16 protein-coding genes are annotated in these 23,127 nt (G+C 40.0%); all 16 read right to left on the bottom strand.

The features are described 5' to 3' along the window. Positions 1 to 624, bottom strand: a complete 624-nt coding sequence (locus tag K1558_RS11945) for a hypothetical protein (RefSeq protein ID WP_238651797.1) — start codon at positions 622 to 624, stop codon at positions 1 to 3. A gap of 57 nt (positions 625 to 681) precedes the next feature. Next, on the bottom strand, positions 682 to 1,077 hold the full coding sequence (locus tag K1558_RS11940; RefSeq protein WP_238651796.1) for a hypothetical protein: 396 nt from the start codon (positions 1,075 to 1,077) through the stop codon (positions 682 to 684). 76 nt (positions 1,078 to 1,153) lie between these two features. Then, positions 1,154 to 1,774: a hypothetical protein gene (locus K1558_RS11935; protein WP_238651795.1), complete on the bottom strand. Its 621-nt coding sequence runs from the start codon at positions 1,772 to 1,774 to the stop codon at positions 1,154 to 1,156. Positions 1,775 to 3,341: 1,567 nt separating this feature from the next. Beyond that, positions 3,342 to 3,734, bottom strand: a complete 393-nt coding sequence (locus tag K1558_RS11930) for a hypothetical protein (protein WP_238651794.1) — start codon at positions 3,732 to 3,734, stop codon at positions 3,342 to 3,344. 78 nt (positions 3,735 to 3,812) lie between these two features. Then, the gene (locus K1558_RS11925) at positions 3,813 to 4,649 is read right to left on the bottom strand and encodes a hypothetical protein (protein WP_238651793.1); all 837 of its coding nucleotides are present in this window, start codon (positions 4,647 to 4,649) and stop codon (positions 3,813 to 3,815) included. A 2,055-nt stretch (positions 4,650 to 6,704) separates the two neighbouring features. Beyond that, the gene (locus K1558_RS11920; protein WP_238651792.1) at positions 6,705 to 7,622 is read right to left on the bottom strand and encodes a hypothetical protein; all 918 of its coding nucleotides are present in this window, start codon (positions 7,620 to 7,622) and stop codon (positions 6,705 to 6,707) included. A 191-nt stretch (positions 7,623 to 7,813) separates the two neighbouring features. Next, positions 7,814 to 8,545 carry a hypothetical protein gene (locus tag K1558_RS11915; protein WP_238651791.1) on the bottom strand — a complete coding sequence of 244 codons (732 nt, stop codon included), beginning with the start codon at positions 8,543 to 8,545 and terminating at the stop codon, positions 7,814 to 7,816. A gap of 204 nt (positions 8,546 to 8,749) precedes the next feature. Then, positions 8,750 to 9,868 carry a hypothetical protein gene (locus tag K1558_RS11910; RefSeq protein ID WP_238651790.1) on the bottom strand — a complete coding sequence of 373 codons (1,119 nt, stop codon included), beginning with the start codon at positions 9,866 to 9,868 and terminating at the stop codon, positions 8,750 to 8,752. Positions 9,869 to 10,216: 348 nt separating this feature from the next. Next, positions 10,217 to 14,038, bottom strand: coding sequence for an nSTAND3 domain-containing NTPase (locus K1558_RS11905; RefSeq protein WP_238651789.1), 3,822 nt, complete (start codon positions 14,036 to 14,038; stop codon positions 10,217 to 10,219). Positions 14,039 to 14,135: 97 nt separating this feature from the next. Continuing rightward, a complete protein-coding gene (locus K1558_RS11900) occupies positions 14,136 to 14,870 on the bottom strand; it encodes a hypothetical protein (protein WP_238651788.1) in 735 nt (244 codons plus the stop codon). Between the two features lie 248 nt (positions 14,871 to 15,118). Continuing rightward, positions 15,119 to 16,567: a CD-NTase-associated endodeoxyribonuclease Cap4 gene (gene cap4 / locus K1558_RS11895; protein WP_238651787.1), complete on the bottom strand. Its 1,449-nt coding sequence runs from the start codon at positions 16,565 to 16,567 to the stop codon at positions 15,119 to 15,121. Further along, a complete protein-coding gene (locus K1558_RS11890) occupies positions 16,564 to 17,040 on the bottom strand; it encodes a Mov34/MPN/PAD-1 family protein (RefSeq protein ID WP_238651786.1) in 477 nt (158 codons plus the stop codon). The genes cap4 and K1558_RS11890 overlap by 4 nt, the downstream gene beginning before the upstream one ends. Beyond that, positions 17,033 to 18,754, bottom strand: coding sequence for a ThiF family adenylyltransferase (locus K1558_RS11885; RefSeq protein ID WP_238651785.1), 1,722 nt, complete (start codon positions 18,752 to 18,754; stop codon positions 17,033 to 17,035). The genes K1558_RS11890 and K1558_RS11885 overlap by 8 nt, the downstream gene beginning before the upstream one ends. Next, the gene (locus K1558_RS11880; protein WP_238651784.1) at positions 18,754 to 19,749 is read right to left on the bottom strand and encodes an SMODS domain-containing nucleotidyltransferase; all 996 of its coding nucleotides are present in this window, start codon (positions 19,747 to 19,749) and stop codon (positions 18,754 to 18,756) included. Before K1558_RS11880 ends, K1558_RS11885 begins: the two co-directional genes overlap by 1 nt. Positions 19,750 to 20,072: 323 nt before the next feature. Next, a complete protein-coding gene (locus tag K1558_RS11875) occupies positions 20,073 to 20,759 on the bottom strand; it encodes a hypothetical protein (protein ID WP_238651783.1) in 687 nt (228 codons plus the stop codon). A 571-nt stretch (positions 20,760 to 21,330) separates the two neighbouring features. After that, positions 21,331 to 22,383, bottom strand: coding sequence for an HNH endonuclease (locus K1558_RS11870; RefSeq protein WP_238651782.1), 1,053 nt, complete (start codon positions 22,381 to 22,383; stop codon positions 21,331 to 21,333). Positions 22,384 to 23,127: the final 744 nt, after the last annotated feature.

The following is a 23,127-nucleotide window of genomic DNA, read 5'->3' as shown; positions in this document are numbered from 1 at the left end:
CTAATTCAAATATATAAGCATCGAATTATTGAATTCTTTCATAACTGGCCGCATGAAAACATCTTTTGAAGTGTAGCCAGAAAAATAGCTATATAATTCCTGATAATTTCCCTTCAATGTCGATACTTCACTGCAGATTTCTTCTTTTACTTTCTTTACGTCAAAAGAGTGCATAGGAAGATAATTTTTGAGTAATTCTGGAAATTTCTTTTGAAGTAATTTTGAAATCTCAGTGTTTGAATAAAACTTGAACTCGCATTCATACTCCTTAGATTTCGCCTTGCACTCTTCAATTTCAGCATTCTGGGGATCAAAGTTCAGAAAAGCTATACACAATGCTCCAGCATTCATATTCTGGCTCTTTAAGTGTTTCAAACTTTTTTCTAAATCATTTAGGATTTTCCCTTTACTCGGGTCCCCTGTTGCCTGAATATAAACTAATGTACCATCCTCCCTATGACACCAAGCATCGGGTGTACCCTTTCTTGTTTTGTTTGTGCCTTCTACTCCTCCACTTTTATTTATTCCCTTCCAGTCTGTATGTAGAAGAGGAAGCATATCGCAAGCTAGTCTCTGCAGTGATCCCGGATCTAAGGCTTTTAGCATTATTTCAATTGCATCCATATGAGTTTCTCCTCTTTACTAAGATTTAATGGTCTTCATTTAACTATCAGTTTCTATTTAGGTTTCGCTTTTCCGATCAAGAATATTATTAAACTCCATCGAGTTATGAAGGTTGTCTCTCATAAACCAATCGATGTATTCTTTCACCATCTCAATGTTCATTCCATTGAACTTATAAGGCAAATTAGATCGGATACAAGCTCCTATGTGATCCAGAAGAGATATTACAGCTTTTAATTGAACTGTATCGTCATCTTCCTTGGAAGTTTTGTTGAAAATAGTATCAATAAGTAAACGTGCAGAACTTACGGTCTGCTCTATGGAGTCTACAGCTCCATTACTTTGGATTACTATTGTCAATCTATTATCACCTTCAAAATCACGTCTTGAAATAATATTTACAGGCTTATCTTTATCAATCCCCAATATTTCGAAAATTTCATTTTCTTTCATTCAATTATCTCCTCTCAGTTTAGGTAAACCATTCAATCCATTTTTTATCTGGTGTTCTTGGCCAACTTATCTATAATTAATATTGCGGTCCTTCATATGTTTTGTATTCCTTCAACAGTTTTCCCGTAAAGAGATGATCTGTTTCAAACTTAATGGCATCTCTCTTTTCCTTTTTCAACAAATTTAATTCATTTTCCCAATTCAATAACTGGTCATCATGAATTTCCATTTCTTTCAAAGTGTCTAATATTCGTTCTATAGCTGATGGACCATAAGAAAGATTGTATTTAAATGTTGATTCAGCTCCATCCCGTTTTAAATTCTTCCTAAAAGTAGGCAGTGTTGGGCTACCGATTTTCCAGAGTCTATGCCAACGAGCCACAGGAATATTCGATACGTAATTAAACATTTCTACTTTGTAACGCTTTAAAGCGTGAACTACCATGGTTTTGCATAGACCATCCATTTCAACAGCCGCTTTACCACTATTCTGACTGTTTACTTTATGGGTTAAAGATAACCCACTAACATTGTAAGTTTGAATACAATCCGGACAGTTTATAACTGTAATTTTTCTAGTATCTTCATTAAAGTAGTCATCACGGTAGGTATGCCAATTAATGCTATAATTCCCTTTGCCACATGCACATTGATATACATGTACTTCAGTGTACACAAATTCCATTTTGTTTCCCACAATTAACCACTCCTTTATTTTATCACTCTCTCTAGCACCTTATCTAAGCGGAAGCGACCAATCTGAAATATCTAAAGATGAAATCGCAAAACATCTGCATAAACTCTTCAATAATCGGATAGATTCCTGAGTCCGGGAATTTGGAGAATGAAAATTCAAATCGTACATACCTGTGTGCCTGACCAAAAAAACAGCTGCAGGTAGCCGGTGAGCTGATGATCAACTCCAACACTGCGGTAGGCCACCGGCGGGTTCCTGGACCAACGCTGCAGATTCGGACTAAACCAGCTAGGGCGAGCAATGGCGGAGTGTCTTCAGCGCAGCATCCAGCAGCTGGAGGTAGCCGGCGAGCTGAAGTTCAACCCGAACGCTGCAGTCTGGCACTAGCGGATTCCCATGCTAGCGCTGGAGAACCGGAAGAACCTAGCTGTGGGAGCGACGGCGGCGTACCTCCCGAGCAGCACCCAGCAGCTTCAAGCTGGTGAGCTGATGAACAACACGAAATTCCGTTCCCATACCAGTGCTGCAGATTGGGAAGAACCAAGCCAAGCCTTGTCGCGCCAAGGCAGTGTGTCTCCCCGGCAGTGTCTAGCAGCTGCATGTGGTCGGCAACTGAAGTATAACCAACTAGTAATGCTGCAGTCCGCCCGGCACCGACGTGTTTCCGCTCCGGTGCTGAAGATTGGGAAGAACCAAGCCTTGTCGCGCGAAGGCACCATATCTCCCGGGCAGCGTTCAGCAGCTGCAGGTAGCCGGTGACTGAAGTGCAACCAGCCAGGAGTGTAGGTCCGTTCGGCACCGGTGGATTCCGGGGCCGGTGGCAGAACCGGAAGAACCAAGCCGTTCGCGCGCTGGCGGCGTGTCTTCCTGGCAGCGCCCGGCAGCTGCAGGTAGCTGGTGTGCTGAAGAACAATCAGGAATGCGTACGCCCGGAGTCCTATCTTCACTCTAACCAGCACCCCGGGCTACTGCTACAAATCCGCGAGAGTCTGGCCATCTCGCGCATTAGCTGCGCAACTCTTACCAGCCGTCTAGCAGTGTATAAAAATCCTTGTCGCGATAAAATGGTTATAAGATATTTCTTGAAATTATTAGGAATTAGGACTCTAATAATTCAAAAGTAATATCATCTACAAAAAAATACAGCTATATGTAAAAAGAGAATAAAGTATTATACTAAAGCTTGCGCAGCAGATGATCGCTGCAATCGTCTGCCGTTCGCTGCCCGGCGTTTCTGGAGAGAACCAGGAGCACAAGCTAAAGCTTCACGAAGCAGCTGGCAGTCGTAATCATCCATCAATCACCACACCAAATCCAATACTATATTTTCTTCTGACTATGGTCGTAAGAGCCTACAGCCTACTGGACTTTATCGGCAATGAACTTATTAAAACAGACGTAAAATAAACCGCCATTGGGGAACTGACGGTTTTTACACATAAGTGTGGATTCTAAGTGGCACTCGAAATTTAGTTTCCGTTTTATTAGGCGTTAATGAAACACATTATCGTATAAGTAAGAAACCGTATAATCCCCCAACGATAAGTTTGGGTGTTGCCGTATTGTATTAGTCCTGCATTGCTTTCCTGACAGCTACTTCATTCACTTTGTCTTGGCATTCAAAAACTGAGTCGATCAACCCCTGAAGCTCTTCAGCGGTAAAGTTAAAGTTGATATTAGGGTTATCAAAATTCTGAATGACCTTTCTAACTGCAATTTCGAACTGTGCAACCGCTCTTTCCAAATCCTCAATATCATCTTGAACAAGGGGATAAACCTTCTTGTATTGATCAAATCTGTTGTAGATACCCGCTTTAGCTCGCTCAACGTCTCCGTTAGAGTTCACTCCACCAAAGATTCTATGATCGTTGAAGAAGTGCTGATCCGAGTATTTACGCAGGTTTCGATCATATTGGTACTTCTCAAGTATCGCTCTGACCTCAGGAGTTATTTTCCCCAAAGTACTCCTCCTCCCTTATTAAATCCATATCACATACCATACCATTAAGTGGGAATATGGACAAGCAAGGAGAGCTAACTAGCTCCCCTTGGTAAGCCTGGCCAAGAGCATGAGCTGAAGGTTGAGCTTGTCTGTTTGCAGACTAACGTAAGGCGGTAGAACCCCTTCACTGATAAGACGTTGGAGATGATAATTGACTCGTTCAGCCCTGAAATATGGATTGTACAGGTACTCGAACATTTTCTCCAGATCGTAATGTAGTTCGTTGAACTTAGGGGATTTCGAATGCAGGAGGTATCCATGAGCCATACCATCTTCTCCAAAAGTCATGCTCTGAAACGCTTCGTATAGCTCATCGACCAATACATGCAGTGAATTCAGGTATTGCGCTACTTCTTGCCGTTCCTGCTCAGGGAAATCCTGCGGAGCAGTAAATAGCTTGATCAGCGTCTGGATATCATGATGATACCCATCACCCTCACGAACTCGAGTGCTGTTCTCCCTCAAGAGAATTTGGAGCTGCTCGACAATATCGGAAGTGCGCACGATCTCCCGCTGCCGTTGCTCCTCGATAAAAATATCATTATTTTTCTCAATAACGCTGATTACATTCGTTAAGAGAGAATATCGTTTAACCGTAAACTCATGAATTTTGGTGAAGTTTATCGAGAAGCGAATAGGTTGGGCCACATCGGGATTGTTGCTGTAGAGATAAACCGAATAATCTCCGTTAACACTGAAATTGCTGATATCGCTAGACCAAGAAGCGAAGTACTGATCCGTACTTTTCGTTCCATCATAACTCCTTAAGTCGACCGGATGCGCCCCGAAGCATGCCCGGATCTGCGCGAAATATACATCATCCGGAACTGTTGCATTAAATACCGAATCGTCCTTCTTTAGCGGGTATTCCATCTCGAAAACACGGTGGAGCTGTTCTATGGATTGTAGGACAATATCGTATGTCGTTGTCAGAAGAAAATAAAGTATTAGACTCCCATGCCGCTAACGCGGCACCATCAGATGATGAAATAAAGTTATTTCAGGATAGACTGGGAAAATAAAGTTGTAGACTGATGAGGGTTACATGTACTCGTCGTAACGATAAAACAACTCGGTACTTTCGATGTCTGGATCTGCTTCACTAATGAAATCGAGCTTGGCATTGTCTAAATAGTCAGCTTGGTTTTTCCAAGTACGATCATTATATTCAAGCGAATATACCCACGGAGCTATCGAGAACATATGGATTCATAGCTTACCACACTTGATTGATTTATTTGACTTTCCAATCTAAGCCTAAGTGATCTAAGAACAAGATATCATTTCTTATTCCTGATAGATGGTGGCTTATATTAATTGAGAATACCATACCTGTCGATTTCATGTGTGAATCGGATGCAACGGGCTTGCAATCGGCATACTGCCGACTGAGGCTGGCTCTGGGTTAATATGCAGCGGAGGCTCCTAATTCTCTATGCATTGAGGCGTGGAGAGATCGATTGCCGGAACATCCGGGCTCTCACGAATACAGAATTATTTATGGCTTCAAATCGGCGGGAGCTATTCAGTTCTCTTTGAATCATTCTTCCGTTTGCTCCCGGTACGCTAACTGCTCATGCTGAGCCGGCACGGGTCGCCCCCAGTTTAATCCGGAAGTACCAGATGTGCAGAGCTGCAGCAGCTGGATTTGTTATCCCGGCACGGTTCGTCCGCCCGTCTTTGTCCGGAAGAATCTGGTCGCGGAGCTGCAGCACCCGGTCATACCATGCCGGTCCGTTTCGTCCGCCTGGCTTTGTCTGAAATCAACCGGGTGTGCAGAGCTGCGGCAATTGGCCACGTAGTGCCGCCGCTTTCGTCCGCCCGGCTCTGACCGGAGGCAATTAGGTGTGCGGAGTTGCAGCAACTAGCCGCGCCGGCGCGGGAGGCTCCGCCCGACTTATTTCGAGAGTAAGCAGACGTGTGGTGCAGCAGCTGGTCACGCTGGCCATAACGTTCCGCCGGCTTGGTCAGGAAAGCAATATGGTGCACGGAGCTCCAGCGGCTGACCGCGCCGACGCGGAATGTTCCGCCCGGCTTTGTCAGGAAGTAAGAATATTGCGGAGCTGCAGCAGCTGGCCATCCGAGCCGCGGGGATCGCTTGCCTTGCTTTATCCGAGCAATCAAGTACGTGGAGCTGCAACATTTCATCCGGGGAGCAAACAGGTGCACGATGCTACGGCAGCTGGATATCACACTGCGGTGGTAGCTATCTGCCATACTGCTGGCGCCGAAAGTTGCAGCGCTCCACACTGGTTAGTTTATTATAAAGCTCATTCTAGCCTGGGCCTTCCCGATGCGGCAATGCATAGCGCCGTTGGCTGTTGACTTTAACCATCATTTCATATTTGGATGATAAACAAACGCCATGCTCCTTCAAAACAAGCCACACGCGCTGAAGTAGTTAACCATGCTGGAGTAGTCATTGAAGATGCTGAACTTTAGCAACTAATTTCAGGCATAAAAAACGGTTCCGGAGATAATCCGGAACCGTTTTTCGTTATCCTATTCCTTTTAACACAGTCCTATCAAAAAACTCTTGAAGTCGGCCGAAGTCAGTTTCCGCATAACTTATAGGTACACCCTCATACAGATCGAGATAAGTAGTATAGCCACTTTCATAAGGCATTGTATATGCTGAATGTGAGTCACGATATACACGGTACATTTGCCAAGGTATTGCTTTTGATATGAATTGGAATTTAGATCTTAATACGTTACAGTGCCCTTCAGTTCCCAAGCTCTGAACTGGAAACGCATAATTGGCGTAAACCCAGTTATTACTCCGACTGTAATTCTCTATTCTCGTCGAAAAGTAAGCGATCCCGTCATAATCATTGCTCCTAACCCACTCCAAGAGCATTTGAGGAATAATATACTCAGGCTTAAATGCATCATTTGAATGTAAAACACGAATGGAGCAAGCAAAGATTAAAGGCCAGAGGTGAATATATTTTCTGATTGTTGAAAGAAGTTGAGACCTACCCTCTGGACAACGCCATAGGTCTTAGTGAAGAAGCTTTGGATATAACTACGAACAAATGCAGGAGAAATACTAAGATCGATGAATCGTATATCTCGATTTGGGACAAAAACAGCGGTTTGGACATTGTTAAGATCTGGACGACCGAGCTCTTCCCAACAAATTAATGGAGTACTTCCGAGATATACACAAGGAAGACCTGGAATGCTGTAGCGATTGGTTTTGACGAAACCTCGTTTTTCAAATGGAATATGAAACATCTCACCATCGCTATAACTCGAGTTCCCCCCTGTTCGCATTTTATACAGATGCTGGGGACCACTTTGTCCCATATTAGCACCAAGCGATTCAAGTAGATGATCTATCGAACTCAAAGCCTGGTCTAGATTTGAGAAGGCTAAGTGAGCATTTCCTCTTAAGGAAGCCTCCAACGATGATTTAATAGCTTCAGATAATAGGGAAACCTCCACAGCCGCAGAGTCATCAATAACGCTTCTATGAACACGATTAGTGGCAAATTCAACATACTCATCAAGATTGGCGGAGATGTATGTCAGAAAGTCAACTCCATGTGGTCGGCTCTTCGGTAAATTGCCTATCTCACCGAGTAGTTCAAGAATTGGAACAACGATCTGTGTCCATTCTACGATGAAATCTATTCGAAACCGGCTGAAAATCTCAGGGTTGACTGCAACATTACGATCTACTGAGATCCTCTCGTTCCCTGTATTTCGAAAGATAGGGGCAAGACTCAAGTGCTCGAGTTCTGTATAAAGTTGGAATGCTTGCCGTTGAAGTTCGTCATTAACGTCTTCAGTTTCCCCAAGAGCTTCCGTAATTAGTTCAACTTTCTGAGTGTAACTCATTTAAAGTTAGTTCCCCTTTCTTTCCCAACTATATTACTATTATTCTAAGTTTTTTGGTATTTGCAACCAAACTGTTCACAAATGAATACATGTTTCAGAGCAGTTCCAGGTTTCCCCGCGCTGGCTGCTCCCGGGTGACGAAGTTACCCTTTACCCGGATCCACTTTCAGCGCCGTCGGCAGTATCCCGATTTAGCCTTTATCTAGAACCTCATCCATTTGATAATATATCTTAACATCTAAATTAATAAATTCGATAAAATGTTTTCCAAATGGAGTGAGGCCCTTTTTAGCTCTTGTCTTAAAAAAATTATCTCGTGTATCTTCCTGAGTTAAATCCTCTAGAATGCTAATCTTCAAAATAGCAGTGGAATCTACTAGATCCAATTTCTCTAAATGGTTCTCTATATAGGACCTGAATGCGCCATTTTTCTTTAATTCATTATCTTCATCTATAGTTATTTTTTTATACTTAAATTTCTCCCTTTTCTTGGGTTTCTCCTCTGGTAATGTATATTTGTATAACTCTTTTAACTCATTAACACGTAATTCTCTTAAGACATCGAAGTAAATTAGAATCTCACTTGTATTATCAATTTTATTCTTATAGATGTACTCAATTCCATTTAGAATGAGATCAATTTTCTCTTCCTCATGCTCCTCAAGCACATCATTTAACGTAACTGGGAGTACTATTTTTTGAAAAACAGAATTGAGAAGGGCATCTTCATTTTCTCTCAACGAGTATGTAAGATTTAAGAGCCTATTTTCTATTCTCTTTAGTCTTTTATTAAATCTGTTCATTTTGTACACAGAAAGTGCTTTCCCAATAAATGGTATAGATTCCTCGACCAAAGATAATAATGGTGACTCGTCATTTATTCCAAATAGTTTGGCTAATCCTTCATTATTTTCTGAATTCATAATTTTTCCTTCCGTTGTTAATATTATTTATAAATTGGTAAAAAAACCGTTACAAGTGTGGTTTGTAACTAGCACAAGATGACAAATTACATGTCTTATTGTCACGCGTCAATGCATAGTCATGTCTCCCCCCAAGTGGTTGACTGACGCATTTATAACTAAGGTTTTGCCAGAAATTATAATACTAACTCTTATGTGAAAAATTCAATTCAATACGATCCCTAGTGATAATTTCTTTTGCCTTCTATATTCTTCAAACTGTGACCATGTCATTTCACTGTTTTTAATCATATCAACAATTACTTTTCCTATATAAGTTTGGACTTCTAACATTACCTTTTTCACTTCGGTTTCATTACCCAATATATCTTCAATATCATCCCCAATATGAACTATTCTTGTTCGATAACCGATGGCTTTCTTGGATTCATCCTTTTTCCCCGTCAATTCATTAAATCTATTATTTAACTGAAGATATTCATTATAATCTTTAGCGATATGTGGAGTAATCTCTTTTTTTACTTCTTGAAATTTTTCATAGCGGTCGGGGTAAGCTAAAAATTCGAGTATAGTCATTGCCTTAACGAATTGAGTTGTAGGATTATTGGTTTCTAAAAAGGTTGTATGCATGGCAAGAGCTGATTTTAAGATTGCCCCAACTTCACCACTCGCAAAAAGAGAAGCCTCACAAGTTTCAATAAATTGCTCAGCATCACACAAATCCAATTCTAAACCAACACCTTTTACAACTGTATGAGTAATAACTGATCCACCAATAATATAGCTCTCATAGTCATCAATGTTAAATAACAAGGCACATGAAAGGCCGTTGGAACCCTCCCATGTTCCAACAGTTCCTGGTAATGTATCTGCAAGGTCAGATCTGCATAGAAAAAATTTAATTAAGTCCATTACTTTTTCAGCTTCACGTGTAAGGGTCCGAAGAACTTTAAGGTCATAATCGTGGGAAGTAGCTTCGAGAAATTCATCCCAATCCAAATTGTTCATAGTAAATGCGAGCAAAGGATTTGTCATAAATACTTCCGGTCGTGCCCCGGTTACTGCTGTTGCAACTTCGCGGAGACCCTCTTCTCCGTAACCGAGAGCGAACCATTCATCATCGTTAATTTCATCGTCTCCAACAAATCTAAGGGATTTGTTAGGTACTGGTCTCAGAGAGCTTATGTCAACTTCTCCAGCGGGATAAAATCTGTACTTTGCTATACTAAATTCATCCTCAATTAATACTCTGGATAATGGCATAACTACGGGATGATTACCATCTCTTAACTCAGTGCTAAATTCCTCTACTAAATTTTTCATTGTCTCTCTCCTGTCGTCTAAATTTCAGTTAATGCTGGTAACAATGTTCTCAAATAAATTCCGTCGTATCTTTTAGCTCGTAGGTAGTGTGGATTGGCCGATAACGACTGCCAAGCATGGGGGAACCAGTTAAGACATCAAACAACTTCCCTGCATAGTTCTTCATTACAGAGTAGAGTGAGATATATATTCAGAGTACCCTGCAAGCACGCTTACCGCTCACCTAGCGAATAGCAGCTTTACATTCCCTCACTTTCTAGGGCAAGACAGCTGTTAAAAATATGTGTTTTGCCGTAATAAGGTAACTTCAATTTTCAAGTTGATTCAGTGATGAATTTAAGACACGTTCTAATTGTTTCGCTTCAATTCTATCCATCCTTCTAACGGTGCAACATGCTCAACATTTTCTTTTTTAACAAAAGCTATTGAGATCAACTGTTTCCGTAACACTTCAATTTTATGCAAAAGCGAGGTTACCTTCTCATCTGAACTGTGATGAATTCGGCTTTGCAGAATTTCGTAGCTTAGATAAACCCTAGGTGGTTCTTTCTCAAGCAAGCTATCCAAATATGCAAAAATTCCTTCTCGAGCGAAGGTATGGCTTACTTCAAGTTTCCAAATATTTTGATCAGAGGACAAATAATGTTCAAGTAAATAACTATAAATACGGTCTCCTAGAAGTTCTGCAGGTGTATCTCCGTTTAGGCTGATGCATTCAATCACCTCAGCTAATCTATCAGCAACCTCTATTAATTCGGCTTCGTTCAGGTGTTCGTAAAGTAATTCCCATAACGATCGGCTGTCCGCCCCGTTGATCCTCACAGTCCAATGTAGTAAGTGATCCGTCATCAGTGTTATCGCAATTTCCCTGTTGTTATTAAGATAAACAGAACAAGCCTGGATGACAGTATCCTTAAACTCCTTGCTCGCTGAGGTACTGATTACCCATCGCAGAGCGTAGGAAAGTGCACTAGGGAACGCAGGATGTTCCGGACGATTCAATAGTTCTAATATAATAGATGGCCATTGGTAACCATAGGAGCTGCCTACAAGATTACATGTCTCTCTATGTTCTGGGTTGAAGACTTCGATTGCATCCGAGAGTAAACTGGGATCAATCAATCTAATCATTCCCATAAGGTCCAGAGGCAATGACAGTGCCGCTAAATCTCCCAAAAGTAAATTAGATAATACAGAAGGCACTTTCTCCCTTGTCAGTGCGATAGCCTTGAACCAACGAACATCGCTTCGGTCGCTTTGTAATAAAGTGATTACATGTGACTGCTCTTCCGTATGTAATTTTGGCCAATAATTTACGTATTCAGCTATGGACATGGATACTACATAAGAATCTGGGTGACTTAAAAGACGTACGACTAGTTTTCCTCTGTAATTGGTACTCTTTTTTGTATTTTTGAGCAAGAAATCAAGGAAACCCATTCCATAGTCACTGGGGCGCCAGTGCGTAATAGACCGCTCCATCCATTTGGTCCACGCCTCAGTAATTCTCACAACCTGATCTTCGGTGAACGAAGAAGCTGCTTTAGAGGCAGATTCAAATAAATAAGCTTCGTTAATTTCAAGAAATTCGTCAGGCACATGTTCAAGGAAGAGCGGGAGTAATGTGCCCCATAAACGTATAACCTCCTCACGCTTTTTTAAAGGCAGGTTTTCGTAATTCAAATAAAATTTCTCCGGTTTGAAAATACAGTTGGTCATGAAATCGTGAGCAGCCACGCAGTTTACTTTGGACATGAAAACCTTCTGCAAATTCGTAAGTATCCGTTCGCGAACTTCACTGGTCCAGTTGCACCAACCTTGAAAGGAACCTTGAATTCCTTGTAACACGACAAAAGGGTGCGGATCGCTAAAAACACGATCGATATATTCTAGATTATCTCCGTATTCATGAAGGAGTTTATACGCGGCAGCCTCTCGGATAAACGCTTCTTTATAATTTAACAACTGCTTTAGAAGTGGAAACTTTCTCCTCGCCTCAAGGGTATATTGATTCATGACGCGAACAACTCCCCACGCTTCCTCAGCGGATATCTTTGAAGCTTCTTCGAGTGAACATAGACGCTTAGCTATAGCATGGAATTCTTTCTCAGTAATATCCTCGGTATCTCTCATTGATGGCCAGTTTGTAAATCCCGATGACTCTTTAAGTTTAGGAATTCCACCATTCCATTCAAGTCTATTGTTCATAAAACGATAACCTTCGATATACTTCATGACTTCATTCACTTCGCCGGCAGGCAGCTCCTCGACTCGTTCAGTAAGTAAGATAAGAGCTTCATCTCGCATATTTGGAAAAGGACTTTTCAGTTGATGAATAGCCATTCTCCTTATCTCATCACGGAAATTATCATTATGATAGGATTCATAGATCCTCCCAAAATTCCGCATGCAGGCTAGCATGATATCTGCATTTCCGTTATTGAGCATTTGCTGAAGTATGATTAGTAGGCGCTGTTGACCAAATCTTCCTTGCTGCTCGGCGACATACATTGCCGCCTCATAATAAGTTGGGTGGGAAAACATCCATCGATCCTTGGAAAATACTATATAGCCGGCTTGCTCTAATTCTTCACAGAAAGCATGTGCCAATTGTAATCCTTCTGAAACCTTTAATTCCGTATGTATCAAATGCAAAAGCAGATCGAGATCCCTTTCAACAATCCCAAAGCCTATAGTGGTTCCTAAAACCATTACATTAAGCAGTATCAGTTCTGACGGCAGCCGATTCTGAAATGACTGCCCCAGTTGGACAGAATCCACTCTGGCTATACTAGACAACTCGGCAAAATTTTTATCAATCAACAAATTCCGATCACTGAGAGCCAAATGGCGGATTTGTCCCGGTTGTAAAATACCGGAGGGTTGAACAGCCATTCCAACTTCCACTCTTTCATACACGCTTGGAGGGAGTTGCTTAAGTTTCGAATATTCAGACCACACCTGGATTGCAAAAAAAGAATCATTAACCGTTAAATCCCTCCATTTTGCATTACCTAAATCCCAACTTTTTGTTAGGTGGCTACCACTAAGCTGCTGCAACAGATCCTTTCTTGAAGTAACGATTAGTTTCCGATGAGGTGCCAATTCTCCAATGAGTGCGTATAAGCGCGTCCACGTATTTAAAGCATCTGAATTTAATTTGGTGTGGCCGAAAGGATCCTCAAGAAAGCAAATTCGACTCTCACTACTTCCAATCGTAAGGAATCGGTATGCCGAGTCTAATTGATTATCCTTTTGGAACGTAAATCCTTGTTTGGCACGCAATTCTTCAGCTATCGATTCGGCCAAATGGGATTTCCCACAAAAAGAAATTCCCGTAAGTAATAGAACATGATTTAGCTCTAAGTCATTATGTAAAAGGTTTGTACCCTCACGAAGGACGTCAACAGGACGAGAGAAGGCTCGATCTCCAGCATTTCTGTTTAAAATGCTTCTCATAAGTGGGATCACGTCTTTTCTCTCATCCCGTGCTTCTCTAACTGCCATATCTAGTTCAATAATCGATGTATGTGCTTTGTGCATTGGAATGTGATGATCAAGCTTCAACAAGCGAACCACTTCATCTTTAATCTTCAAACTATCCGTCTGTTCCCAAATTAAGATACGGCGGGACAATGCGTACAGAATAGATTTATTTTCCTTCAGTTGCTGTGCCTGCACCTTACAATATGTATCTCTGAGTTGCTTCAGCGGCGTTGATTTTCTCTCTTCGTTCAATTTGGAGTATGTCTCCAGAAACAAATCCGTACGTTTCCCTTGAAGCGGTGTTCTTACATGATTATAAATGTTACCCATAGGGATCTGAAAAGTCTGTGTATCATCAGAACAACGACTCTTGGTAATGAACAAAGCAAATCGTTGGGAATCGTTTTGAATCCTATGCAATAGATTTCCGGTATCCTTTTGATTGGGGAAATGACTAATCCATTTGGTAAGGTTGCTGATTCCCAGATTACCTTGTTCACTTTTAACTTGCGCCTCAATCGTTATGGTTTTTTTAGATTCAATAAAATGAAGCTCTGCATCTTCGCCATCTTTTTGTTCTACAATAAGCTCCAATCTTTCATGTTTCCACATTAATAGAGCCAAATAAATAGTTAGCAAATATTGATACTCATAACCTTGAGGGCCGGTCTGTTCGATTGACATTGTCAAATCCTCCTTGTCGTTGACAGTCAGTCCAAGGTATCCTTCTCTTGTTACATACGCATTACAAAATTACTATTTACCAAACTTCGGACATACTTCAAAAATCTCTATTCTCAAGACGGCGTTCATTTTTTTGTTTAAAGGTAACAGGGTCCCCTACTATACTTATATCTACTTCGTTTTCGTAATGAAATAGTGCATAATTTGTGTATTTGAGTACTGTTCGATGTGCTCCTATAAATTTGACGCCATCATATCCCAGAAAATCACAACAAGCCCCAACAAAATTCGGTAATAAATATGAATGTTTTAGCAGTCGACTCTCCGTGCGAGCATTTAGAAAAAAACCTTCGAATTCCGAATTAAACTCTCCAATATCAAAAAGGATAATGTCTCGTTCCAAATGAAATGTAGCGATATCAACAACTTCATCATCTGCAGTATGAAGTTCATATGGTATAGATTCTATGTTGTCTGTCAAGTACAGTACTGGAATTCCAATTGCATTGTAACGACCGTGACTAGAGTACCCGGCTGGTGGCGACCACATCTCAGAACTAGTGAACGCTTTAAAAAAATCACTTTTTCGGTTTCTCCCTCTAAATAAAACTATAGGATTACCTGTCCTGCTTGATTTCTCTAAAATGAATCCTTTACTTGCTTCCTTATGACGTCGAATTGCTTCAAATAACTTTTCCCCGACTGAATTCTTTGTTCCTAACATTGGGTGTTGAATTAGGTACTGTTCGAACGCTTTTAATTCATCTATGCTAATTTCAATACCATACTTTTCAGCAAATTTAACAAACTGATCAAAGAAAAAGAAAAACAATAATCTCTACCTCCAATCCCAAAGCAATTTGTATTTTGCATGATTTTTTTAATTTTTCTTCGGTTTTTTTGAAGGTGTCTCACATAAATTTGATTTGGATCACTCAGGTTGTATTTACGCTTTAACGCAATTTCAAATTCATTTTTTGCTCGAACCCAAATGTTTCACTATTTATATCCTGATTGCTTCTCGCTCCTGAAATGGAGATGTTATTTATGATCTTATCTGCTATCTGCAACTTTAAAGTATTATCGGATCAAACATGTTGCTACATATTCATTTGGGGCAATCCATTCAAAACATTGGATTGGAGGCAACGCATTAGCCCTATGACCAAAGAATAAGGCCAAGTGGGTAGGTCCTGCATAAAAGAAATTAATTCGTTTCGCACCACAAGCTGAAACCACTCTTGTAATTATATTTTTCATTTCCCCAACAGCAATGTTTGCTTGTTTTGCAGACAAAATAGGTTGTAATGAATGTAGATGCAGTATAGGATAATCGGTGAGGTCATTATCCTTTGTGAATTTCTCAACCTCAGTTGCCAAATTATCTTTCATTATGCCAATTGTAACGATTAGTGTATCTCCCTTACCAGATAAGTAAGATTCAAAGAATTCGTACCCTGGTGTGTCTACATTTGCATATTGATTAGTGGACCAAATTTCACCACGATACTCCATATCAACTGAAAAACCAGCAACAGCAGAAAATACTTTACCAAACGCAACTGCAGAAGAAATTCGTCGGTTCCCTTTTAATACTATATGGCGACTATTTCGGTTAGTCTTTATCCATTCGGCAGTTTCATATAATTGAGGTACCATTCCCTCATTCCACTTCTGAGCCGACGGATAATTCCGGCTTATTCCTCCGAAATATGATTCCCATTCAAACTGGAACGAAACATTCTTTTCTGTCAAAGGTTCTACTTCTGTCGAAATAACAATAGGTGCAGGCAAAGGTCTAAACTTTTCACTGATAGCTGAATTGATAGTATCTTCAATTTGTTTTCGTGTGATCGGATGAGCCTTATTAGATCTCAATAGTGCAAGCAGAGCTTGATGAATGTTTGCGAATTCCTTTGAAGGCACTTCGCCATATTGCGACAAATGACGCTCCATCTGTGAACGGAACATGCCAGCTGAAGTCCCTTCGTCGTTGTTCATATTCCATATGGGTTCAATAAGTACTTTTTCATATAGGAATTTTGCTACCTTTTCATCTTTTTTGAGTTTTCTAACACGGTTAACGAAATTCATATAAGAATTTTCAACTATATATGAGGATGGATCATAGAATGGTTGAGGATCACGAATCCGGCGCAAACCAATTATAATTGGCTTTAAAGTATCAGATATGCCACAGCAGCACAGTGTAAAATGGCCAAATACTCCTGGGCTCCCCTCATCAATTTCCATGAACCGGTCGATTTCTTCCCAAAATTCAGTTGGAGCCATGAAATGATTTTTAGCCTCTACTGCTTCACGGATAAGACCGTTACTTGGTGAGAAAAACTTAGATTCAAAGTCGGCAACTGCCTCCCTTATGAGTGAATCGAATCCTTCAAATGAAAGCCAGAACGGAATTTTACAAATAAGAAGATTAGTTTGGAAGTCAAATCCTGTCTCAGCAGTATCTCCCCCTTGAGATTGAGCTTCTAGAAGAGATGGAGTAAGCTTTTCAGCTTCTGTCATTTTGAAATTCCCTCCATTATGAGATGTCCTGTTACCATTTCAAAACCAGGAGCAAATAAATATACTTTACCGATTAACTTTCCTTGTTGTAGTTTTGTAATTAGAAGAAGTGCAAAATTTGCTCCGACATTTGGATCATTCACGATTTCGTACATACTCTGTTTATCATGTGTGCTCGGTGTAAGTGAAAAAGAGGGATGAGAATGCCATTCCCCGACATAATTGAACCGTGTATACTCAAAATTCGTTTTGTGGAAGAAATTTCTAAGTGACTGTCTTAAAGAATCTTCAATTTTTCGAACAAACGTTACAATAGTGCCCCCTTGTGGCTGCACGGTCAACTCGTGAATCCGAAACACACCTTCATCAGTATGTTCACCTAACAGAACACCACCAATTTCGCGCGTGCCCGCATTTAGTAGCGCGAGAGTAAGACGCTCTTGTATGTCGATTGGTACTATAAGATTAATCATCACTTTTCTCCAGTAGGTTTATAAGAAAGCTAATGTGATCCGCTTTAGTTGCTTCGTCAACAACTATTGTTGAACCATCATCACTTAAAAGATGCTCTGTTTGTATTGGTTTTGTATCGAAAGGCTGACTGAAAATCCATCCTTTTGTTAAACCAATAACATACATAGAGTATGGAAATATTGATTTTTCTGGAGCTACAATTGTATCTACAACAAATCGCGTCATATGACTTGCAATGACGGACACATCAGCGTCAGAGGCAATAAATACTTGGCCGGCCTCATTTTCATGAGCATATGGAATTGGTTCAGAAAACTCAAAGGGTGGGGAACTGCTTGCAAACTCTTGATATGCTTGTCGCATGATATGTGGTTTGGGGTCGAGAATTGGACGGCTACGTGCAATAAGACCTCCTATCCCGCCCGCATAAACTTCTGTCCAAATTATTGGCTTTTGTTTTGTTGTTGCAATGGATGCAAGTAAATTAAATACCTGTCCATTCGCTGTCGCATCAATAATTACGTCGCAGTTGCTGATTTCCACCAATACACCATTTAAAGAAGCATTTGATTCCTGCCCGTTTAAATTAAGTCTGCTTGTTTTTATATCTACAGAACTTGAAATATAACGCATTCTTTGAGCGATTGCATCTACTTTATGTAAGCCAAGATCTCTCCAATCAAGTGTGTGCCTTTCAAGATTTCCTAATAAAAATAGATCTTCATCTACCAGGTAAAATGTAGTTGCACCCATACGGCATAAAGATTCTGCAACTTTACTTCCAACTGAACCTAATCCAATGATAGCAAAGCGTTTCCCAATCATTTCCAAACAAGAATCCGGTATTCGTTTATTAGGAATGTCATCCATAACAATTACAACTTCATGTATAGACTCTTCAAAAAAATAAAAAAAATGAGATATTGATTCTTTGTCAATGAGTATGATACCCTTTGTCATTTCCCCGTTCTCATCCTCAGATAGTTTAAGTTCGTACCCATCATATGTCTTAATCACGTCAAATAATTCTTTTGTTTTTTTCACACCTGAAATACTCTTTGTAGGAGCTGTCGTTCGATAGATTATCCACTGTTCTTTGCTGTACCCATTTTTAAAAGGGGCGGGTAATTGTTCATTAATAAATTGATTAATTTGAACGGCATGATACACAATTTTACCAGTGGAGACTACGTATTTCATTGTCACTTGCCCAACTGTCTTTTCCTCATATACGGATAGATAATTAAGAATGGGCTTTGTCATATGGAAACGCCAGCCTTCGCCTCGAATTGATTGCCCCGGCGTTAGAAAATGCCTGGATGGAACCATAGCCTTAGTTGTTGATTCTCCCAGTGGATTTTCAGCGTTAAGTAACTTATATGCGCTTTCAAACATTTGTGCGCCAGTTACATCTGGATGCCAATTATCTGGTCCCCATTCCAAGCATAACGTCCCATTTGAATACTGATGTTCTGACCATCTATCATCAGTATTCACGGGTGAAATGAACGGTGGTGTAGCAGGAAAGAAATCAGGATAAGTCAGTTGCAACTCATATATCTGCTCATGCGCCATTATAATTGCTCTTACCACAAGTCTAGACTCAATACGCCACTCTGTTCCCTTAAGCCATGTTGAGCTCTCCTCAAGACGTTGCATCTCGTTACGTTCATTCGAGAGTCGGGATATATCAGTTAAATACCAGAATTCCATTATGCAAATCCTCCTGGTTTTTTTGGCTGAATTGGGTGATTGGGAAACGTTAATGATGGTGAAATTACAGTTGATAATAGCGAGCTGGTCTGTGTTGTGCCTGATTTGGGAAAACGATCACCAAATAACACACGCCATTTTTTGATGGATTCTTCCGAGTCGGTCTCATTGAGGGCTTCTCTACCGATGACAGCATGTGCTTTTACCTTGTTGTAGAATCCGTCGAAAGCTGCGAATGTCATCCCGTCTGTCACTGAGTTACCAAATACACCAGGATCATCGATATGCGGAACAAGTCCTATTGAGACGTAGAACGCGTATTTCTCAACAATTTTTTCTAGTGTACCAACAAACAGCTCTCCATATTGAGTTTGCTTCCTATCCATACACTCTGCCACAATACACTCAATAACAAAACCTTTTGGCTTTTTTGAAATCGTTTTATTATGACGTCTCCACCATTTCATAAGTTTTACAAGAGGTTTAAATCGACCTCCACTATCTTGATTGACTTCAGTCGTCCAAGTTGTGTGCTTTGGCGGATTTGTAACAATCCACTGTTCCTTTTTTCTATCGGGAATATACAGGGTACTATATATTCCGTATGGAGCAATAATTGGAACTACATCAATATCCACTTTATCCGTTTTTATACCAATTGAGCGATTTTGTTTTCTGATCGTTGTGTACTTGGGGCTTAAAACATCGTACAGGAGATCAATTACACTTTGGGGGTCATCACTTGTGGAGTGATTAGTTTCAACGATAATATCAACGTCTGGACGAGAAAGGACTTCATTAATTTTTCGTGGTCGAATGGCAGTATCCCGCTTATAAGAGCCCGATAAAAAGGAGTTTTCATAATATACTCTAAAAACAGGATCTTCTTTAAGTTGATCTCGGACCCTTATGTGCCCATTGCTAGCATCACTTTTTGTCGTTGGGCTAGGTTCAATTTCGGTTAAGAAATTGATGAATTGCGTTTGAGTTATCATAGTTTTCCTTCAGCTCCTTTTTTGGATACTGCCCCTAACAATGTTTTTTGATTCAGTTAAAAATCATTGAACAATCAGCAACAAAGGTTCAAATCAATAAAATAAGAAACGTGTATATCAGTCTCCTATATTCTTCTAATTTAATATCATGATAGAATGGAAGTCAACTAAATTCAAGAACGTACGTCCTTGGGGTATGTAGCACAAAATAATTATTGGAAATATTAATATCTTCATATGCTTTAGTACTTGATAAAGGTTGCTTTAGGATAAAGCTCTACGAAATATCATGTACACTAAACTAGTGCAGTATGGCTGATTGTTTAGCTCTTGTCGTTATTATCTATGGGTATATAGACCTTCCCTTTAAGAATAGCCTCATTTGCTTTATAGAACTTAATTAAGTTAGCTTCAGAGATGATAGTTAGATCAGGACAAATTTCCCCTATGGCAGATTCAATCCTGTTTTTAATGCGAGGGTTTGGTGTGACAGTTCTTAAATACTTTAAGATCTCTTCATTATTCTTGTACAGGTGATATGTCTCCTCGTTTTGCATATCGATGATCGAATTTAGGAGTCTACAGAGTTCTCTTAATTGAATCAACAAAATAGAGCCATGCCAGCTTCTTTCTTGTTGGGATTTACTATCATAAATATATATGCAATTCTTTTCACTGATATATCCAAGACTCAGAAACGATGGAACCTCACCAGTTGCGTAAAATAAGCGGAGTTTCATGCTGTTGTTCACCCGCTTCTTAAATTCATGAAGATCCACAACAACAATGACTTTCTTATTGTACTTGTCTCTACATTTAGCGATATACAAATCAGAGGGCTTATCATTGTAATATTCGTATATATAGGATAAAAGCGAATTTGGTTCTGCTTCAAGAATATAAGGTTCGAAGGGAATTGGAGAAACATGCGTTGATATAAACGAAGCAGTTTCAAGAGCATCCTTCCGATTTAGCCATTTCTTTATAATACAGAAAGAAATTCTTTTCATGGGAAAGCCTCCTGAGTTATTTCAATAAAAATTAACATTTTAGCCTCCTCGCTATACGCGGTGGGTATTATAGATAGCGATTTTATATGGAGAGGCGGGCATGATAAGCTGGTTAGCATCGCGAAGTCCTTGTGCTTCGCGGCGGCTTTCGCGAGTACTCATGCCCGCAGAGGCTCCATGTCAAATCGCTCTATTACTCTATCAAACGTACCTTTAACCACGCAGTATAGCGAAGAGCCTCATTTTATAGGATTAACGCTAGTCTGCACTGCAAGGAATCGTCGTACCCATTTTATAGAAACTTAATAGGCCAATAAAATTAATAGTTAATAATTTGTACTGAATATGCATATATATAGTATTCAGTTGCAATATCAAAGCAAATCCGGTTACATTAAAAAAAGCCCTTATATTTCAAGGACTATATTGAAATAACTATAGCTTCAACGTATGATTTTATATCGGCTATTGGCATTTATACTGTATCAATTCTGCTACAGATTTTGATTCTATTGTACAGTTTGCAACCAGAATCGCTTCCTTTTTTAATTGAAGCAATTCTGGTTTGATCTCACAGTTTAAACGGTAGATCGTCCTCACTATATCTTGTCGCTGTCGGTTCAAGTATTTCTTCACTGCCAATCCTCTTTTTCAACTCTGCATACTGTTGTTTTAATTTTTTGTTATCAGGGAACAACAGCATCTCATTGAGCAGCCGCCCCTCCAACTTCTTATCATCTGTCCAATAGTTGTTCCATACTTTTCTTGAGACTTCTATTGATTCTTGAGGAAGACTATTTGTTATTATCCTATTACTATCTTCCATGGCATTATAGTCATGTATAATATGCGGCATCGCACACATTATTTCATCTGTTACCCGTTCCAATGTAATAGCTTGTTTATTAGAAAAAAATAGTTTATATGGATATTTAACTTCGAATAAAGAGTTGAATTCATTAATTCTTGAATCCCAAGCTGATTCTTCCCAAAGGATAATGAAAAACATAGCTGATCCAAACCTAATTTTTACAAGAGCGTGTTTGTGTGGAATTTTCAGTGTGTCTTTATTGAGTTTGATATTCATCGACCTTATATAAGGCAATCCATGGATCATTACAACAGGACTTTGACTTATATAAAGTGGCGTGTAAAATGTTCCAAAAGACTGACTCTCTTCCCCCATAAGAGTAAGATCAACATGTAACCCTCCAAATATTGATACTTTCGGAACAATTTCTTGATCATTATATAGTATGAAATTTAGATATCTTTGGTACCAAGATAAATCTAATTTATCTTTCCTTGCACTATTATATGAAATTTTCAGTAGCCATCGCATCAATAAATTGTAATCATAATTAATAGTTAACTTAGAATTTCTCTCAAATTTCTCAAGGAAATTATTACGAATAAATTGATTTCCATAATCATCAAGAGCTCTTAGAAGGACACCGTTGCAATTAACACATACATCAGTAATTACCAATCCCTTGCTATCTTTGTATTCTATTTCATTATCAATCGTCACATCTTGCTCAGGGTATAACTTAAGAATACCGTTTGGAATAATGTGCTCGCGAGTAAGTTTTTCAAAATCTTTAAAACAGAACATACATTGCATAATTTATTCCTCCCTTCTAAATACTTGATTGGTCCGAAGCTTCTTAGGAATTGCAGCGCCGTGGACCTGAACTTGTCCAATGCTTCCTTGCTGATCTGCTCAAAGAAATATTCAGACAAGTTTCCTTGACCGGATAACAAGGCCGAGAGATGCTTCATCAGCTTTTCTTCATAAAACTCGGCAATGCACTTCTCCGCATCCGGATGACCCGACAGAGCCAAATGCTGGCTGCGGAACATCTCAATTTCCATATAGCGGAGATTGTCGTCCCTCTAGCATTCCTCTCATCACATTACCTTTAAAGAAGTTCTCCACCTTACCAAGAGTGTAGAATGGCGCTCTCCAGGTCTCGAAAGGAGCAATCATCAGCTCGTAGCTATTATCATAGCCGTAGCGCTATCGAATTCTGATCCTGACCGGAAAATTCTCTGGCAGTGAAAAGCTGGGAGCTTGATACGGACGATGATCTCACGATTGTGCTTGCCCGTGGTGGTCTTAATCAGCGGGAACCGGTAACTTTCAGCCCCTGTTCCAGAATAAGCCACTCCTATACCTCGATGATTCCCTCCTTGCCCATACCGAGATAGTCTCGTTCTTGATGAACTCCAGCTCATCAAAATGTCGGTCATTGAACACTTCGAGGCTCAGGTCAGTTAGGAAATCGTGCCAAATGGACTGCTTAACAGGCGGTTTATCACAAGCGCACCTCCTAGCATATCCGGAGTGGTTCCAGCTCCACGGCAT

It is taken from the genome of Paenibacillus piscarius (assembly GCF_022234545.1).
GTDB classification, from domain to species: Bacteria; Bacillota; Bacilli; order Paenibacillales; family Paenibacillaceae; genus Paenibacillus_AQ; species Paenibacillus_AQ piscarius.
The sequence above is the reverse complement of the archived record's forward strand: the minus strand, read 5'-3'. Positions and strand labels throughout refer to the sequence as shown.